We start from the raw sequence: 17,533 nt of genomic DNA on the forward strand, positions 1-17,533 counted from the left end.
ACGTTTTATTCGTTTTGACTATTGCCCTATAAGTAAAATTTATTAATTGAGCTTGAAAAGAACATTTTGCTCTTCAAGTTGTTTTAAAAGTTCACTGCTTATTTGCACTTTTTGCTTTCGACTTACTAAATTTACTTTTATAGATTCTTCCATTTCATAAACTACAAAATTCAGCGTATGGTCTCCAATATAAGAGCCTAAAGTGCTTTTGAGAGATATGATGTTTTCTTCTTTTAAAGTGTCAATATTTAAATTAATGGTTAGTTTTTTAGCATAGGTTTCCATAACTTCTTGCAGAAGCATAAAGCTATTAAATTGCATTCTAGGATCTCCTTTTTTTCCTGTATCTCTATTTACCCAACCTTCTTTTACAAATATTTTAACATAGGCAAAGCTATTGATCATTAAAAAGTGGCGGAATTTTAAATATTCTTCACCAAAAATTCGAAATTCGAAAGAGTCAGTGTAATCTTCCATCGTAAACATAGCCCAGCCTTTTCCATTTTTAGAAATACGGTGCTGTACATCAGTTATTACGCCAGCAAAAGATAACTCTCTGTTTACAACACGTTCTAGATCATTTAAATCGGATAGGCTTGCGTTGCAAAATGATTTTATTTCTGCATTAAAATCATCTAATGGGTGACCAGAAATATAAATACCTACAACTTCTTTTTCACGACGTAGTTTTTCCATAGTTCCCCATTCTTCACAAGGAGGAACAACAGGTTCTGGTATTTGTACATCACTAGCATCACCAAATAAACTTACTTGGCTAGAGTTTTCGTTCTCTTGAAATTTAGATCCATATTTTACAGCTTTTTCTAAAAATGTAATACCATCTCCTTCGTCAACAAAATATTGTGCCCTGTGCGTATCTCCAAAAGAATCAAATCCGCCAGCAACAGCTAAGTTTTCAAACGCTTTTTTGTTGGCAGCTCTTAAATCAATTCGTTTTGATAAATCGAAAACAGATTTAAAAGGACCTTTCTCTTTTCTATTCTCAACAATAGTTTCTACAGCACCACGTCCAACACCTTTTACGGCTCCCATACCAAAACGTACAGCTCCTGCATCATTTACCGCAAATTTGTAGTACGATTCATTTACATCTGGCCCTAAAACATCTAACCCCATGCGTTTACATTCTTCCATAAAGAAGGTAACCTGCTTAATATCGTTCATATTATTCGATAATACAGCAGCCATGTATTCGGCAGGGTAGTGTGCCTTACAATAGGCAGTTTGGTATGCAATCCAGGCATAACAAGTAGAGTGAGATTTGTTGAAGGCATATGCTGCGAAAGCTTCCCAATCTTTCCAAATTTTTTCTAATTTATCAACAGCATGCCCTTTTGCAGAAGCTTGCTCAATAAATTTAGGCTTCATTTTATCAAGAACATATTTCTGTTTTTTACCCATTGCTTTACGTAAAACATCGGCTTCACCTTTGGTGAAATCTGCTAGTTTTTGTGATAGCAACATCACTTGCTCTTGGTATACTGTAATACCGTAGGTTTCTGCTAAGTATTCTTCATTAGCATCAAGGTCATAAATAATTTCTTCAGTACCGTGCTTACGAGCAATAAAACTTGGTATATATTCCATCGGGCCAGGTCGGTACAAGGCATTCATGGCAATTAAATCGGCGAAAACAGTAGGTTTTAAGGCTCTCATGTGTTTTTGCATTCCAGGAGATTCATATTGGAAAACCCCTATTGTTTCACCACGTTGGAAAAGCTCATATGTTTTTACATCGTCTAGCGGGAAGTTTTCTGGATCTAACTCGACACCATGTTTTGCTTTTACAATTTTTACGGTATCCTTAATTAGGGTTAATGTTTTTAACCCCAAGAAATCCATTTTTAGTAAGCCTGCATCTTCCACGACCGAGTTGTCAAACTGGGTGCAATACATTTCAGAATCTTTTGCTAATGCAACGGGTACGAATTTTGTAATATCATCAGGTGTAATAATTACCCCACAAGCGTGAATACCCGTATTACGAACTGAACCTTCTAGTATATAAGCCTGGTTTAAGGTTTCAGATTCGAGGTTATTGCCTTGAGAAATAGCAATAAGTTCGTTTATCTTAAGAAGCTCTTCGCTATTAAATTTACTTTTTAGCGTTTTTTCATCAATTCCGATTATTTTTTTTAATTTAGACATATTCGGAATCAACTTTGCCATTCTATCAGCATCACCTAATGGTAAGTCTAATGCACGAGCTGTATCTCTAATCGATGATTTTGCAGCCATGGTACCATAAGTGATAATTTGAGCCACTTGGTTGGAGCCATATTTATCAATTACATAATCCATTACGCGACCACGCCCTTCATCATCAAAATCAATATCAATATCGGGCATACTTACACGATCCGGATTTAGGAAACGCTCAAAAAGTAAATCGTACTTAATAGGGTCTAAATTGGTAATCCATAAACAATACGCAACAGCAGAACCTGCTGCTGATCCACGGCCAGGACCAACCGATACATCCATCTTTCGAGCGGCACGGATAAAATCTTCAACAATTAAGAAGTAACCAGGATACCCTGTTTTTTCAATTACTTGTAGCTCAAAATCTAATCGTTCATCAATTGAAGGAGTAATTTCTCCGTATCTTATTTTAGCGCCTTCGTATGTAATATGTCGTAAAAACTTATTCTCACCGCGTTTACCACCATCTAATTTGTCTTCAGCGAACTGAAATTCTTCGGGGATATCGAAGGCGGGTAATAATACATCACGCGCAAGTGTAAAGGTGTCTACTTTATCGACAACTTCTTGAATGTTAATAATGGCATCAGGAATATCTTTAAAAAGCTCCTTCATTTCATCTGAAGATTTAAAGTAATATTCTTGATTAGGTAAACCATATCGGTATCCGCGACCACGACCAATTGGTGTAGCTTGCTTTTCACCATCTTTTACACACAATAGAATGTCGTGTGCATGCGCATTTTCTTTTTCTGCGTAATATGTATTATTGGTAGCTACCAATTTTACATCATGTTTTTTTGCAAACTGAATTAAAACTTGATTTACACGGTCTTCATCTTCTTGACCATGACGCATAATTTCAATATACAAATCATCGCCAAAAGTTTCTTTCCACCACAACAATGCTTCTTCAGCTTGGTTTTCACCAACATTTAATACTTTACTAGGTACTTCACCATAAAGGTTACCTGTAAGTACAATAATATCTTCTTTATATTGCTCTACTACTTTTTTGTCAATACGTGGCACATAATACTTACCACTAACAAAAGCGATAGATGACATTTTCGCTAAATTTAAATACCCTTGCTTGTTTTTGGCAAGCATTACAATTTGGTATCCGTTATCTTTTTGAGATTTATTGGTATGGTCTTCACAAACTTGAAACTCACAACCAATAATAGGTGTAATTTCTATTTCAGGTTCGGGTAATTCGTCTAAAGCTTCTTCGCCTTCGGCTAAAGTTCCATTTTTCGTAGCTTCAAATCTTTTTAATTTTTCTTCATTTCTATCAACAACACCTTTGTTGTGATTTAGAACTCCATTTACGAAATGGAAAGCCCCCATCATATTTGCATGATCCGTCATTGCAACTGCTGGCATTTTAGCTTTTGCAGCTGCGGCAATTAAATTAGGAACACTAATGGTAGATTGTAGAATGGAAAACTGAGTATGGTTATGTAAGTGAGAAAAACTAGCGGTTTCTAAAGTTGCTAAATTTTCTTTTATTTCTTCTTTTGATATTGCACCTGTATCTTTTTTCCATAGTGCATCTGCAATTTTTTTAGATGCCTTTTTTAAGTTGATGTGCTTTAAACCGATTAGTTTAATTTCTTGAGGGTTAACCTCGGAGAAATTTTTAAAATAATCAGGTTGTACGTCTAACTTCTCAATAGTATATTGTTGCTTACGAATAAGCTCTAAAAAACAACGGGTAGTTGCTTCAACATCGGCAGTTGCGTTGTGTGCTTCACCAAAAGGCTCTCCGAATAAAAACTGATGTAACTCGGTAAGTGTAGGTAATTTAAATTTACCACCACGCCCACCAGGTATCTGGCAAAGTTGAGCAGTGTGTTCAGTACAGGTATCTAAAACCGGTAATTCTTGCAGTGGGTTTTTGACATTTTCTCTGTGATATTCTGCACCCATAATGTTGAGGTCAAAACCAACATTTTGCCCAACAATAAATTTTGTTTTAGACATAGCAATGTTAAATTTCTCTAACACCTCAGCTAAAGGAACACCTTGTTGTTCTGCTAATTCAGTTGATATGCCATGAATTTGTTCTGCATCATAAGGTATGTTAAAGCCTTCTGGTTTAACCAAATAATCTTGATGTTCTATAAGGTTTCCCATCTCGTCATGCAATTGCCAAGCAATCTGTATACAACGAGGCCAGTTGTCCGTATCTGTATGTGGGGCATTCCAGCGTTTAGGTAATCCAGTAGTTTCTGTATCGAAAATTAGGTACATAATGGGTGTTTTTCTATCAAAAAAAGTAGCTTATAAAAGTACAAAATTAGGGTGTTTTATTGGGTGTGATTTCTTAGTAGTTATTAACTTTAACTCTAATGCCTTAATTATCACATAAAATGTGTTGTATTTTTATTGAAAAGATATATATTTGCACCCGCTTATACGTAAGCAAATAAAAAGAATTAATAATCAAGGGTCGGGCACCCTACAAATTAATGTGATATGCCAGTAAAAATTAGATTACAAAGACACGGTAAAAAAGGAAAACCATTTTATTGGATAGTTGCAGCAGATGCAAGATCAAAAAGAGATGGTAAATTCTTAGAAAAATTAGGTATCTACAATCCTAATTCTAACCCTGCAATTATCGAATTAAAAATTGATAAAGCTGTTACATGGTTACAGAATGGTGCACAACCAACTGAAACTGCTAAGCGTATTTTATCATATAAAGGTGTTTTATTAAAGCATCACTTATTAGGTGGTCTTCGTAAAGGAGCTTTAACTGAAGAGCAAGTAGAAGAAAAATTCAATGCTTGGTTAGAAGAAAAAGGAAAAATTGTTGGTACTAAATTAGAAGGTTTAGACAAAGTTAAAGCAGAAGCTAAAGCTAAAGCTTTAGATGCTGAAAAAGCTGTAAACGAAAAACGTGCTGCTGAAGCTGCTGCTGCTGCATTACCTGAAGAGGTAGTTGCCGAAGCTGAAGCTACAACAGAAGAAGCTGCGCCTGCTGAAGAGGCTCCAGCTGCTGATGCTGAAACAAAAGAATAATTATATTTAAAACGATATGCTAAAGTCAGATTGTTTCTACTTAGGTAAAATCGTTTCAAAATATAGCTTTAAGGGTGAAGTGCTAATTAAATTAGACACGGATGAACCCGGAGAATACGAAAATTTGGAATCAGTATTTATTTCTTTAGGAAATAATCTGGTTCCATTTTTTATTAAAAAATCTCAACTTCATAAATCAACACTACTTCGTGTTCGTTTTGAAGAAATTGCAGATGAATCTGATGCCGATAGAGTTATGGGTTCAGAAATTTATTTGCCGTTAACAATGTTGCCTAAACTTTCAGGTGACAAGTTCTATTTTCACGAAATTATTGGGTTTACTCTTCTAGATAGTGTTCATGGTGATATTGGTGTTGTCGAAAGTGTAAACGATATGACTTCACAAGCGTTGTTTGAAGCTGTAAAGGATGATAAGCAGTTACTTATACCTATAAATGATGAAATCATTACAAAGGTAGATCGTGAAAACAAAACAATTCATGTAACTACACCAGTTGGTTTAGTTGACTTATATTTAGACTAATTTTTTTTTCTAAATAAAAACCACTCCTAAAAAGAAATGGTTCTGCAAACAATTTTACATACCATAAGTGAGTAACTTATGGCATATCTTTAAAATTTATTGATTCGTTTTCTAACATTTTATCTAGCCCTAATTGAAATATTGTTCCTTCTATAAGGTTTAATGTTCTCTCTAGTTCAGTATACGTCATAGCAAATGTTATTTGTCCGAAAGGAGTTTCTACCAAATGCATTTTTTGACAATGTTCATATGTATGGCAATCGTCGCAAACTGAAGGATTATCTAATGTTTTTTGTACATTATAAGAAAAGTGAATTAATTCCTTTTGTGTTACAAACAAGCCAGTATCTCTAAAAACTAACTGAATTCTTCTAAAATCTTTACCCGCCGATCTTTTCCATTGAAAAGCGATTCCGAAATCATTATAATATATTGTGTTTATATCATCCATGGAGTGTATTTTATTTATATCAATTCTAAATAACTAATTTATGTAGAATCATTCTAAATAAAAAATGAATTGCTAATTAATTTTAAAATAATAAAGATTAGTAACAATCTGATTTTATTAAGTGTCTATAAGACTCAAAATCAGCATTATTAGCTATGCAAATCTTTTTTAGTGCTTCTAAAGCTCCTTGGTACATTTTTAAAGATCCACAAATCATTACAATTCCATTTAAGGATAAGGTCTCAAATATAAAATCGGCATCACGCATTAAAAGATTTTGAACATATACCTTTCCTTGTTCTTGAGAGAGCGCCAAATGAAGTTTCGTTAAATGCCCATTAGATAAACTAGCATTCAATTCGCTCTCATACAAAGTAAAAGATTGCTGGTTGCGCAAGCCACAATACAAATACGTTGGAATATTATTTGTATTCTGATGCAACATCCCTAGAAAAGGGAGTATTCCCGTACCATTACCAATCAATACAACGTGATTAGAATTTTCAGGAAAATGAAAATTCTTATTTTCTATAATTCGAGCAGAAAAAATAGCATTAGTGTTTAAAGCATTTAAATAGCCAGAACCTAAACCTTGTTCATGAAGCTTTATGCTCAAATGAATATTTCCGTTGAGCTTTCCAATAGAATATAAACGCTCTTGGTAGTTATTTTTAGGGTAGATAGCTAATAAGTCTCCCGATGTAAATTGCAATCGCTTATTAGGTTTTAAAACAAGTTTGAAAGTATCATCAGGATTATTTTTTGCAGTTGTGGTAGAAATAACTTTAAATTCTTTTAACTGCTTTGGTTTATCATCTAAACTACTTAAAGGCATGATAATATTAAGGCCAACTTTTTTGGACCACAGACTTACCCATTGTTCAAAACTGCTGAAAGATTTATCATTTATGGTAAATACGGGTAGCGTCTGATTTTTTTCTTGTTGCCGTAGCCCTGCATCAATATCGAAAGCAAATTTGCAGAATTCTGTGTAAGCTAAAGACCCAAAACCAAGTACAGAAAAACTGTAGTTTTTTTCTTGTGGAATAGTGTTTAGTAGCTTTAAAAATTTATTAGCATTTACAGGAGCTTCTCCTTCTCCATAAGTGGAAGTCATGACGATAATGTGTTCCACATTTTTATATGTTGAATAATCATTAAGTTCTGCTAAAAAAACGCTATTTCCAGAAGCAATAATCTGTTCTTTTAATGCATTGGCAAAAACCAAGGTGCTTCCGTTTTCAGAACCTACAAGAATTACATATGTACTAGAATTTTTAGTGAATTTATTTTTAATCTTTGATTGCCTTCTTTTAAATGTCATGGCAAACCCTGAATAGATGAAAAACAAAATATTAATAGTCGCAATCGCTAAAATTAAAGACCAAACTATACTGCCTTTTCCGGTATGTAATTGAATGCTCAGGTTTGAAAATATAGTGGTTAGTGGGTTCTGAATCTCACTTAATACTTCTCCAGTAAACTGATTTATTAAAAGCTCTCTGTCTTTTAATTTTAATGTATAATAATCTTCTACATCGTCAGAAAAAGGAAATTCTACGGAACTAAGCTCAGAAAGCTTAATATCTTGGAATGCAGGAAAATTATTTACTGCTAAGATTGGTGTAGCGGCGATAGACTCATAGTCTACATCATGTGACGTTTTATCTTCTGGAAAAACATTAAATTTTTCTAAGGATAAATACACTCCTGTAATTGTAATGATGATAATAGGAATTAAAGACCATCTCCCTAGCACTACGTGCCAATATTGAGAAAAGTTTTCATTAACAATTTTAGCGAAGAATTTTTTAAACCCACGTTGTCTTTGTAATACTAGAATAGCTCCAGAAATAGAAATTAAAAATAAAAGAAAAGAACAAAAACCTACCAAAAAACGTCCTGTGCTTTTTAAAAAAAGGGAACGATGTAAATTGGTTACAAACTGAAAAAACTTTGAAGGTTCGGATTTTTCTCTTAGGAAAACCGCTGTTTTCGGATTAAAATACCCCGATAATGATTCGCCTTCCTCTGTAATAACGCTAGCTAATACAAACTCATTCGCATCTACTTCTAATTCTATAACTTCAGGGTATGTACCTTTAAATGCCGTAACGGTTTCGCAAAGAGAAACTTCATCAAGGTCTGCCATTTTATACGGCTGAGCTTGTTCCAAAATAGGTTCAAAAGCCAATATAATTCCGGTAACCGATGCTAATAAGATAAAAATAAAAGAAGATATAGCCAGGGTAAGGTGGCTATATCTCCAGATAGAAATTGTCATATACTCTATTTAATTAGGCAATAGACGTACGTAGCGTAAAAACCCCGTGCCTTCTACTTTACTCTTTACAGATGCGTTTGTAAGCTCAAACTGCACATCTTTTGTGTAATACTCTTGATCTTCTACGGCAGTTTCAAAACGGATGCTGTAACCACTATTTATTTTTGAATCATCAATTTCAATAACACTAATAATTCTTTCGCCACCCGCTATAGTTGCTCCTGTAATTCCATCTATGCCTGAGCGTTTTTTTCCGTAAAATTTCCACCATTCTGCTAAATCATGGTACCATTCACTATCATCTCCTTGCACATAAAGTGTTTTTTCGTAACCACCATTAGGGTTTATTAATGAGATGACGATATATGCGCCTTCTCCGGTGTAGTTTACCATCTGCATCATGCATTTATATTTTGAAGTAGCAGGTTGAGTATTAAAAGAATATATTGATAAGACAACAAGTAATATTAATACTGTTCCTATTATTTTAAATACGTTTTTCATATTACTTTAAAAATTCGATTGATATATTATTTTCTTTTAACAATTCATTCTCAGAAGCTAAATCATAAACAGACTCTTCAAAATCTGTTACAGCTTCTTTTTTTGCGCCTATAGATATTAAATATTTTAAGGCCTTATCATTTTTAGCTTTCATTGCTGCTATGTGAATAGGAGCGACACCTTCTTTGTTTTTAGTGTTTACATCTGCACCGAATTCATTTACTTGTTTTAATAAGGCAATGTCATTATACTCTAATGCTAAATGGAAAAGCGTATTGCCATTTTCTTGAGTTTTTGTGATATCAAAACCTTCTGCTTTTAATAATTCCAATTTGGCATTAAAATTTGGTTTTCTGTAAGATTTTAAAAGATAATAAGCTAAGTTGTTACCATCATTATCTATTGTTGCAATAGCCGCTTTGTTTTTAATAAAAAAAGAAATTATTTCAATTGAATTATTAGCAACAGCTAATGCTAAAGCTGATTCTCCTTTTTTATTTACAGAATTAATATCATTTATGTTAGGTAGTAGGTGGCTGAGAATCTCAGCTTTATTTCTACTTGCAGCATTTAAAAAGGCAGTATTTCCATCTTTATCTGCTAAGTTAACATCAACTCCTTTTTCAATAAAATAATCAATTATTTCTGTGTTCTTGGTATAGGAAGTTAAGTTGTGCAAAGGAGTTTTTCCTTCTGAATCAATAACATTAGGGTTTAAATTTAATGATTCTAAAAATTTATAAAAATCTAATTTTTTAGGTTTGACGTTGCGACCACCTTGAGTAGCAAAGATGAATGCATTATCGGTCCCTTTTATCCCTTTTTCATGTAGCTTTTTCAATTGCTCAATATTGCCAGTTTTAGCAACATAATTAAATACATCATTCCCATCACGATCTACACTGTTAATAGATAATCCTTTACTTGAAAAGTAATCCATTAGTTTAAAATCACGATCGTTTGGTGATGAGAGTAAAAGTGCATTTGCACCATTAGGTTTTAGATCTTTTTTTAAATCGGCACCATTGGCAAGGCAAATATCATAGACTTTAGTATTTTGTTGGCCTGATGCTGCTGCAAAATTTAAAATACTACTTCCTTTATCATCCGTGATATCTGTTTTAGCTCCTTTTGATATCAAGTATTTCATTATTTCATCATTCCCTTTATAAGCTGCCCAAAAAATATACGTTCTACCATCATGAGTTAACTTATTTGCCTCATTACCTTCTTTTGATTGAATATATTTTATAACAGAGTTATCACTCTCTTGTAAAATAGCATATACAACAGGGTCAAAATTACTTGAAGTTTTAGCTGATATGTTATTACCTTCTTTAATTTTTGAATCAATAACTTCGATGGTAGGTTTTGTATCCCAAAAATCACGAGTTAAAAAAACGTTTTCTTCTGCTTTTTCAGGTCCATGACCTTGAGCATTTATTTGAAAACCAGATATTAAAAAGACGAATACTATTATTATTTTTTTCATAATTTTATTTTATAAATGATTCTATTACTGAATTTATTTGCTCGCTTGTATTGTAGTTTTCTTCATCAAATAGATATTTATATAGTACTTTGTTATCGACTTTTTCTTCTAATATTAAATCTTTATTTCTTGCAAAAACTTCATCCCATTTTGCGCGAACTATTTTCCATTTACCTTCTTGTTTGTTCCAGTATTCTTGAGCAGCTTTACATTTACTATCGGCAACTTTAACATAAGCATTATGTCCTTTTTCTTGTGCTAATAAAATATCGTTTTTGCCATCTTCTCGGATAATTTTATTATTATCTTGATCATGTATCCATCCATTATTAACAACCTCTTGTCTATTTGTTCTAATAGTTACATTATAATCACTTCGTGTAGTGTATTCTCTTCTTGGTAAAGGAGCGTCAGTTGTATTCTCCCAATAACTTTTACCATCTATATGAATCCATGTTGCTGTTCCTTCGTAACGGGGGCTGTCATCTACTTGAAAAACTTTTTGAGACCATTGACCTTTTACTGTATTCTTTGGTAAGTTTACAAACTTCCATTTGTTATCATGATCAAATTCATACAAGTTTGTGTTTTGATACTCCCAATCTTGTCTCCAGTGCTTAACGATGTATGGTGTTTCTGGCGAACCAACTATTAATAAATGCTGTAACATTATTTTATCATCAGTATCTTCTACTAATTGAACCCACTCTAAACCTTTATCGTGTTTTGTTTTTGAAGGTATGTAGGTAGAGTCATTTGAATATTCAAAAGTCTCAGCAAAATTAAAAGCGACTTCATAGCAGCCACACATATTTTTAATAGCACTTTGATCTTGTTTTTTTTTGTTTTGAGCATTTGTAGTTATTGTAAATGCAAGACTTAATAATAGTGTAGTGATAAGTTGTTTCATTAATCAATATTTTTTTATTGGTTACTTTGAAAAACAGTAATCTTATTTAGACTCAATTAAAATAAGATTTTATATTTGCAGCAAATCTAATCAAGAATGAGTCTAAATAAAAATTATTACAACCTTTTTTTACCCTAGTTTTGACCGGATTTCTTTTTTCTCAAACTACAGCGAATGAAACCACGCAAACACAAACCTTAAACGAGGTTGTTATTACAGGTCAGTATAATCCCACGACGATAAATAAGTCTATCAATAATGTAATCGTTATTACTAAAACACAAATAGAAAATCAAGCAGCAAATAACCTTGCAGACGTTCTAAATTTTAACCTTACAATTTTACGCTGACAGACATAAATCCCGCTAATTTTTTAAATGACCAACGTGGTATAGGTAGCACCTGGAGAAATGGTGGCGGACCAAGCACATTACCTTCTTTAAAAGAAGATGTATTTTTTGTTCTTAGAGATACGGATGACAATTACTATAAAATAAAATTTTTAGCCCTAACCAATGAAGCGGGCGAAAGAGGTAATCCGGAATTTATTTATAGCCTACTTCAATAGTAGTCGAGATGCCATAAAATTATTGTAATTTAATTTTAGATCCCTTAGCGTAATTGTTAAGGGTTTTTTTATTCCAAATAAATAAGTGCTAATTTTGAATTTAAATAAAATATATGAAGCCTTTCAAATTCAAACAGTTTACAGTAAACCAAGATAAATGCGCTATGAAAATAGGCACCGATGGTGTGCTTTTAGGTGCTTGGGCTTCTATAACCAATATGGTATATTCCGTGTTAGATATTGGCACAGGAACAGGGGTAATAGCCTTAATGATAGCACAACGTAGTGATGCTGAAAATATAGAAGCTATTGAGTTGGATGGCGATGCTTTTGAGCAATCTGTTGATAATTTTCAGACTTCACCTTGGGCAGATCGTTTGTTTTGCTTTCATGCAGGTTTTGATGAGTTTGTTGATGAATATACAGAAGAGGAACCAGAGGAATCAGAGTTGTACGATTTAATAGTTTCTAATCCGCCATTTTATTCAGAAGAAGTGAGTAGTGGAGATGAAGCTAGAGATAATGCTAGGCAAAATACTTCTTTACCTTTTAAAGATCTTGTAAGTGGTGTTGCTAAATTACTTTCTCCGAATGGGGTTTTCTCTACAATTATACCCTTTAAGGAAGAAGTTGATTTTTTGAAATTAGCAGAAAATTCAAACTTATACCCTAATCGTATTACAAGAGTAAAAGGCAATAAAGAAGCTGAAACAAAAAGGAGTTTATTAGAATTCAGTTTTCATAAAAAAGAGGTAGAAATTAATGAATTGATCATTGAAACAGAGCGTAATAAGTATACGGATGAATATATGGCTCTTACGAAAGATTTTTATTTAAAAATGTAACATTATGTGATTGTAATGTTATAAATCTTTATATATCTTTGGTAAAAACAGATATATATGCGACCAGATTTATTTGAAGCTCCAGATTATTATAATATTGATGATCTTTTATCAGAAGAACATAAACTGGTACGCGATGCTGCCCGCCAATGGGTTAAGCGATCTGTTTCTCCTATTATAGAAGAGTACGCTCAAAAAGCAGAATTTCCTAAAGAAATTATTGGAGGCCTTGCAGAAGTAGGAGCTTTTGGTCCGTATATACCTCAAGAATATGGCGGAGCTGGTTTAGACCAAATTAGTTATGGTTTAATTATGCAAGAAATTGAACGTGGTGATAGCGGAGTTCGGTCTACAGCCTCTGTACAATCATCGTTAGTAATGTACCCTATTTACACGTATGGTAATGAGGAGCAGCGTAAAAAGTACTTGCCAAAACTAGCTTCTGGAGAATTTATGGGTTGCTTTGGTTTAACAGAACCTAACCATGGATCTAACCCAAGTGGTATGGAAACGAAATATAAAGATATGGGAGATCATTATTTATTAAATGGCGCTAAACTTTGGATTTCAAATTCCCCTTTTGCAGATATAGCTGTAGTTTGGGCAAAAAATGAAGAAGGTAGAATTCACGGATTAATTGTAGAGCGTGGTATGGAAGGTTTTACGACTCCAGAAACACATAATAAATGGTCGCTTAGAGCGTCGGCAACTGGTGAGCTTATTTTTGATAACGTAAAAGTACCTAAAGAGAATATACTACTAGGAAAAACAGGGCTTGGAGCACCGCTCGGGTGTTTAGATTCTGCTCGTTACGGTATTGCTTGGGGAGCAATTGGAGCAGCTATGGATTGTTATGATACTGCTCTGCGTTATGCTAAAGAACGTATTCAATTCGGAAAACCAATTGCAGCAACACAATTGCAACAAAAGAAATTAGCTGAAATGATTACTGAAATTACAAAAGCACAATTAATGGCTTTGCGTTTAGGTCAGCTTAAAAATGAAGGTAAAGCTACTACAGCTCAAATATCAATGGCAAAGCGTAATAATGTAGAAATGGCTATAAAAATTGCTCGTGAAGCTAGACAGGTTTTAGGTGGAATGGGAATTACAGGCGAGTATAGTATTATGCGACATATGATGAACTTAGAGAGTGTAATTACATATGAAGGCACGCATGATATTCATCTTTTAATTACAGGTGCTGATATTACAGGTTTCCCAGCTTTTCAATAATCGTTTTCACATTCAAAAGCTATTAAATAGTTTAACAAATTCTTAGTATATCTTAAAAGTCAAGCCGCTAATCATCGTCGTATATTAGATATACAAATTATAAAAAACGATATTATGAAGAGGATAAAATATGTAAGTACTTTACTTATACTGTTTTTTGCAGTTGCAATAAACGCGCAGACAAGTAAAGAAAAAAAGATAATTAACGATGCCGACAATGCTAAAGAAGTTTTAATAAAAGCTGATGAAGGATTGCAAGGCTTTTTTGATGATTCAGCAGGTTATGTGCTTTTTCCGAATGTAGGTAAAGGTGGTTTTATTATCGGTGCATCATCAGGTAACGGAGTTGTATACGAAAATGGAATTAAAGTTGGAATGGCTGATCTTAAAAAATTGAACATTGGTTTTCAGGCAGGAGGTCAAGCTATTATTGAGGTAATTTTCTTTGAAACTAAAGCCGATTTAAGAGATTTTAAAGAAGGTAATTTTTCTTTTGCAGCCGAAGCTTCGGCAGTTGCAGTAAAATCAGGTTTAGCATTCAACGCAAAATATAAAGATGGTGTTGCTGTTTTTGCTTTGCCAAAAGCAGGTTTAATGGCAGATGCATCAGTGGGTGGTCAAAAATTTGGCTACGATCCATTTTAGTTTAAAAACAGATAATATAAAAAAAGGGAAGCATATTTGCTTCCCTTTTTTTATACTAATTTTTCAATAGTTACTTTAATAGATTTACTGATTGGTGTTTTACTTTTATCAGCAAAGTGGTTGTAAGGTACTAATACATTTGTTTCAGGAAAATAAGCTGCTAAATCTCCTTTCGGAATAGCATATGGAATGACTTTAAAATTATAAGCAGTTCGTAAAGTATCGTCGTAAAGACTACTTAAGTTAACTACATCTAACTTTTTCAATCCTCTTTGTTTCATATCCTCTTCATTCATGAAAATAATTCGTCGTTCATTATAAACTCCTCTATACCTATCATCTAAGCCATAAATAGTTGTGTTAAATTGATCATGTGACCTTATGGTCATCAACATATATTCATTCTTTTTTAAAGCGTGTTGAGGTAGCTTATTTATAGAAAATTGAGCTTTGCCATTTGGTAGCATGCTAAAATCTAATTCACGTACATTGTTTGGCAAATAATACCCAACACCTATCGATTTTTCATTTGTTTTATCAAAACCCTTTGCTACTTGATCAATTTTTTCTCGGATAAGGTTGTAATCAGCACCTAAACCAAGCCAATCTACAGAGTGGTTCCCTTTAAAATAGGTATCGGCTAATTCTGCGATAATATCGGGCTCGCTCTTTATGTTTTCTGACGCAGGTTTTAATAAACCTTTTGATTGTCGTACGCGGCCCATACTATTTTCAACAGTAATAAATCTAAGTCTACCGTCTTTCATATCTTTTTCAGATCTGCCGTAAGTTGGTAGCAGTAGAGCTGTTTTTCCAGTGATTAAATGAGTTCTGTTTAGTTTGGTACTTATTTGTACTGTTAAATTACAATTCTGAAGCGCTTTAGCAGTGTATTCAGTGTCAGATGCAGCCATTAAAAAGTTTCCGCCTAAACACATAAATAGTTTAGCATCTCCATCGTGCATAGCTTTCATGGCACCAACAACATCTAAACCTTTTTTATTGGGTGCTGTAAAACCTAAATGCTCTTTTATTCTAGCATTTAAAGCATCATCTACAAAGTGCATTATACCAACGCTTCTATCGCCTTGAACATTACTATGCCCACGAACAGGGCACGTACCAGCGTTTGGTTTGCCAATGGCCCCCTTTAGTAATAATAAGTTTACATATTCCTTTATGTTTTCTACACCATTTTTATGTTGGGTTAAACCCATTGCCCAGCATACAACAATTTTGGTTTTTTTAGCAATAAGCTGTACCGTTTCATTTATTTTTTCTTCAGATACTCCAGTTTGTGTAATAAGTTCTTCAATATTATAATTTTGAATGTCAGCCATTAAATCATCATACCCGTCAGTGTATGTTTTGATAAAATCATGATCAAAAACAGAGTTATCTATTGTATCTAAATCAGCTAATTTTTTAAGAATAATTTTTACAAGCGGAATATCTTGATTGATTCTTACGGGTAAATGAATATCAGCGATGTCTACTGCTGGGCCAATCCAACCTTTTATATGTTGAGGGTTTTTAAAGTTTACTAATCCAGATTCTTCTAATGGATTTATACTAATGATCTTTCCACCGTTTGCTTTGCATTTTTCAAGTGCAGACAACATTCTAGGGTGGTTCGTCCCCGGATTTTGTCCAGCGATGATAACGACTTCTGACTCGTATAAATCTTCTAATTTAATTGATCCTTTTCCGATACCTAATGTTTCGCCTAAAGCAATACCACTAGATTCGTGGCACATATTAGAGCAATCAGGCATGTTGTTTGTGCCTAAAGCTCTAGCGAACATTCCGTATAAGAAAGCAGCTTCATTACTAGAACGGCCAGAGGTATAAAATATAGCCTCGTTTGCAGATGTTAAGCCACCTAATTCCTCTGAAATTATGTTATAAGCTTCTTTCCACGTTACAGGCTCATAATAAATACTATTTGGTTTAAGTACTAAAGGTTCTATAACTCTTCCAAATTTATTTAATTCATAGTCGGTTAATTGAGATAATTCTTCAATAGAGTTTTTTGAGAAAAAATCAGCTCCAATATGGCTTGTCGTAGCTTCATCAGCTAATGCTTTCGCGCCATTTTCGCAATATTCAGCAAATTTTGAAGATTTTTCAGGGTCTGGCCAAGCACAACTCGGACATTCAAACCCATCAACTTGATTCATTTGTAATAAAGCTTGCATAGACTTAATAACACCCATTTCTTTAAATGTATGCTTTAATGCTTCTTTTACACCGAGAGCACCAGCAGCAATAATTACAGGTTCTGTTATTTTTACATCTGTGAATTTTTGACTACCTCTAATAGAAACTTTACGTTGGAATCCTTCTTTCATCTTACATCTATTCTTATCACATAAAGTTAAAATATAAAGACTGTTTTTGTTCAAAAAACATAGCAAATATTGAAAATTCTATCATTTACAACATAAATCAAGAGCTACACATCAAAAGTTATATAAAAGCTTATCATATAAATATCTTTGAGATGAGTTAGTTAATTAGTTATAAATTTTTTTCATTTTCATATAGTGTTCTCGTAAAAGAGCCCAGTCTTAATTGATTTGGGCTCTTTTTTATTTGTAAAGCATTAATGCTTAATAATTATTTTACCAGCAGCAAAACCTTAAATATATAAGTCCTTAAAACAAATATTTAAGGTTACACCACAAGTTTTGCTAACTACACATCAAAAGTTATTTATAACCTTAGTGTCTTTATATATTTGAGAAGAATTAGTTAATTAGTCAAAATTTTTTTCATTTTCATATAGTGTTCTCGTAAAA

General features: G+C 33.2%; 13 protein-coding genes. 6 read left to right on the forward strand and 7 right to left on the reverse strand.

What is annotated here, in order from left to right; translation table 11 throughout:
- Positions 1 to 42: 42 nt before the first annotated feature.
- Positions 43 to 4,479, reverse strand: coding sequence for a DNA polymerase III subunit alpha (gene dnaE, locus H0I23_RS15840; RefSeq protein ID WP_216784258.1), 4,437 nt, complete (start codon positions 4,477 to 4,479; stop codon positions 43 to 45).
- Between the two features lie 225 nt (positions 4,480 to 4,704).
- Between dnaE and H0I23_RS15845 the strand changes: the two genes are divergently transcribed.
- Positions 4,705 to 5,253 carry a 30S ribosomal protein S16 gene (locus H0I23_RS15845; protein WP_216784259.1) on the forward strand — a complete coding sequence of 183 codons (549 nt, stop codon included), beginning with the start codon at positions 4,705 to 4,707 and terminating at the stop codon, positions 5,251 to 5,253.
- Positions 5,254 to 5,269: 16 nt separating this feature from the next.
- The gene (gene rimM / locus H0I23_RS15850; protein ID WP_216784260.1) at positions 5,270 to 5,797 is read left to right on the forward strand and encodes a ribosome maturation factor RimM; all 528 of its coding nucleotides are present in this window, start codon (positions 5,270 to 5,272) and stop codon (positions 5,795 to 5,797) included.
- Positions 5,798 to 5,873: 76 nt separating this feature from the next.
- Here the strand turns inward: rimM and H0I23_RS15855 are convergent, their stop codons facing one another.
- From H0I23_RS15855 to H0I23_RS15875, 5 genes are all read right to left on the reverse strand, one after another.
- Positions 5,874 to 6,248 carry a hypothetical protein gene (locus tag H0I23_RS15855; RefSeq protein WP_216784261.1) on the reverse strand — a complete coding sequence of 125 codons (375 nt, stop codon included), beginning with the start codon at positions 6,246 to 6,248 and terminating at the stop codon, positions 5,874 to 5,876.
- A 97-nt stretch (positions 6,249 to 6,345) separates the two neighbouring features.
- Positions 6,346 to 8,532 (reverse strand): PepSY domain-containing protein, encoded by a 2,187-nt coding sequence (locus tag H0I23_RS15860; RefSeq protein ID WP_216784262.1) that lies wholly within the window; start codon positions 8,530 to 8,532, stop codon positions 6,346 to 6,348.
- A 9-nt stretch (positions 8,533 to 8,541) separates the two neighbouring features.
- Positions 8,542 to 9,036, reverse strand: a complete 495-nt coding sequence (locus H0I23_RS15865) for a DUF2271 domain-containing protein (RefSeq protein ID WP_216784263.1) — start codon at positions 9,034 to 9,036, stop codon at positions 8,542 to 8,544.
- A 1-nt stretch (position 9,037) separates the two neighbouring features.
- A complete protein-coding gene (locus tag H0I23_RS15870) occupies positions 9,038 to 10,528 on the reverse strand; it encodes an ankyrin repeat domain-containing protein (protein ID WP_216784264.1) in 1,491 nt (496 codons plus the stop codon).
- 4 nt (positions 10,529 to 10,532) lie between these two features.
- The gene (locus H0I23_RS15875) at positions 10,533 to 11,438 is read right to left on the reverse strand and encodes a DUF6607 family protein (RefSeq protein ID WP_216784265.1); all 906 of its coding nucleotides are present in this window, start codon (positions 11,436 to 11,438) and stop codon (positions 10,533 to 10,535) included.
- 391 nt (positions 11,439 to 11,829) lie between these two features.
- Between H0I23_RS15875 and H0I23_RS15880 the strand changes: the two genes are divergently transcribed.
- The 4 genes from H0I23_RS15880 (at position 11,830) to H0I23_RS15895 (ending at position 14,732) form a co-directional block, all read left to right on the forward strand.
- Positions 11,830 to 12,006, forward strand: coding sequence for an HmuY family protein (locus tag H0I23_RS15880; protein ID WP_254073684.1), 177 nt, complete (start codon positions 11,830 to 11,832; stop codon positions 12,004 to 12,006).
- Between the two features lie 164 nt (positions 12,007 to 12,170).
- Positions 12,171 to 12,851: a tRNA1(Val) (adenine(37)-N6)-methyltransferase gene (locus H0I23_RS15885; protein ID WP_254073623.1), complete on the forward strand. Its 681-nt coding sequence runs from the start codon at positions 12,171 to 12,173 to the stop codon at positions 12,849 to 12,851.
- 57 nt (positions 12,852 to 12,908) lie between these two features.
- Complete coding sequence (locus H0I23_RS15890) at positions 12,909 to 14,087, forward strand: acyl-CoA dehydrogenase family protein (RefSeq protein ID WP_216784267.1); 1,179 nt, start codon at positions 12,909 to 12,911, stop codon at positions 14,085 to 14,087.
- A 114-nt stretch (positions 14,088 to 14,201) separates the two neighbouring features.
- Complete coding sequence (locus H0I23_RS15895; RefSeq protein WP_216784268.1) at positions 14,202 to 14,732, forward strand: YSC84-related protein; 531 nt, start codon at positions 14,202 to 14,204, stop codon at positions 14,730 to 14,732.
- 50 nt (positions 14,733 to 14,782) lie between these two features.
- Here H0I23_RS15895 and H0I23_RS15900 read toward each other — a convergent pair whose 3' ends face one another.
- Positions 14,783 to 17,083: an FdhF/YdeP family oxidoreductase gene (locus tag H0I23_RS15900; protein ID WP_216784269.1), complete on the reverse strand. Its 2,301-nt coding sequence runs from the start codon at positions 17,081 to 17,083 to the stop codon at positions 14,783 to 14,785.
- Positions 17,084 to 17,533: the final 450 nt, after the last annotated feature.

The organism is Cellulophaga sp. HaHaR_3_176, assembly GCF_019021925.1.
Taxonomy (GTDB): Bacteria; Bacteroidota; Bacteroidia; order Flavobacteriales; family Flavobacteriaceae; genus Cellulophaga.

What these genes read in the sequence shown, in the direction of transcription:
- H0I23_RS15855 (WP_216784261.1), bottom strand. Translation starts at nt 6,248, where the DNA reads ATGGATGATATAAACACAATATATTATAATGATTTCGGAATCGCTTTT.
- rimM (WP_216784260.1), top strand. Translation starts at nt 5,270, where the DNA reads ATGCTAAAGTCAGATTGTTTCTACTTAGGTAAAATCGTTTCAAAATAT.
- H0I23_RS15890 (WP_216784267.1), top strand. Translation starts at nt 12,909, where the DNA reads ATGCGACCAGATTTATTTGAAGCTCCAGATTATTATAATATTGATGAT.
- H0I23_RS15900 (WP_216784269.1), bottom strand. Translation starts at nt 17,083, where the DNA reads ATGAAAGAAGGATTCCAACGTAAAGTTTCTATTAGAGGTAGTCAAAAA.
- H0I23_RS15875 (WP_216784265.1), bottom strand. Translation starts at nt 11,438, where the DNA reads ATGAAACAACTTATCACTACACTATTATTAAGTCTTGCATTTACAATA.
- H0I23_RS15845 (WP_216784259.1), top strand. Translation starts at nt 4,705, where the DNA reads ATGCCAGTAAAAATTAGATTACAAAGACACGGTAAAAAAGGAAAACCA.
- H0I23_RS15885 (WP_254073623.1), top strand. Translation starts at nt 12,171, where the DNA reads ATGAAAATAGGCACCGATGGTGTGCTTTTAGGTGCTTGGGCTTCTATA.
- H0I23_RS15870 (WP_216784264.1), bottom strand. Translation starts at nt 10,528, where the DNA reads ATGAAAAAAATAATAATAGTATTCGTCTTTTTAATATCTGGTTTTCAA.
- H0I23_RS15860 (WP_216784262.1), bottom strand. Translation starts at nt 8,532, where the DNA reads ATGACAATTTCTATCTGGAGATATAGCCACCTTACCCTGGCTATATCT.
- H0I23_RS15865 (WP_216784263.1), bottom strand. Translation starts at nt 9,036, where the DNA reads ATGAAAAACGTATTTAAAATAATAGGAACAGTATTAATATTACTTGTT.
- dnaE (WP_216784258.1), bottom strand. Translation starts at nt 4,479, where the DNA reads ATGTACCTAATTTTCGATACAGAAACTACTGGATTACCTAAACGCTGG.
- H0I23_RS15895 (WP_216784268.1), top strand. Translation starts at nt 14,202, where the DNA reads ATGAAGAGGATAAAATATGTAAGTACTTTACTTATACTGTTTTTTGCA.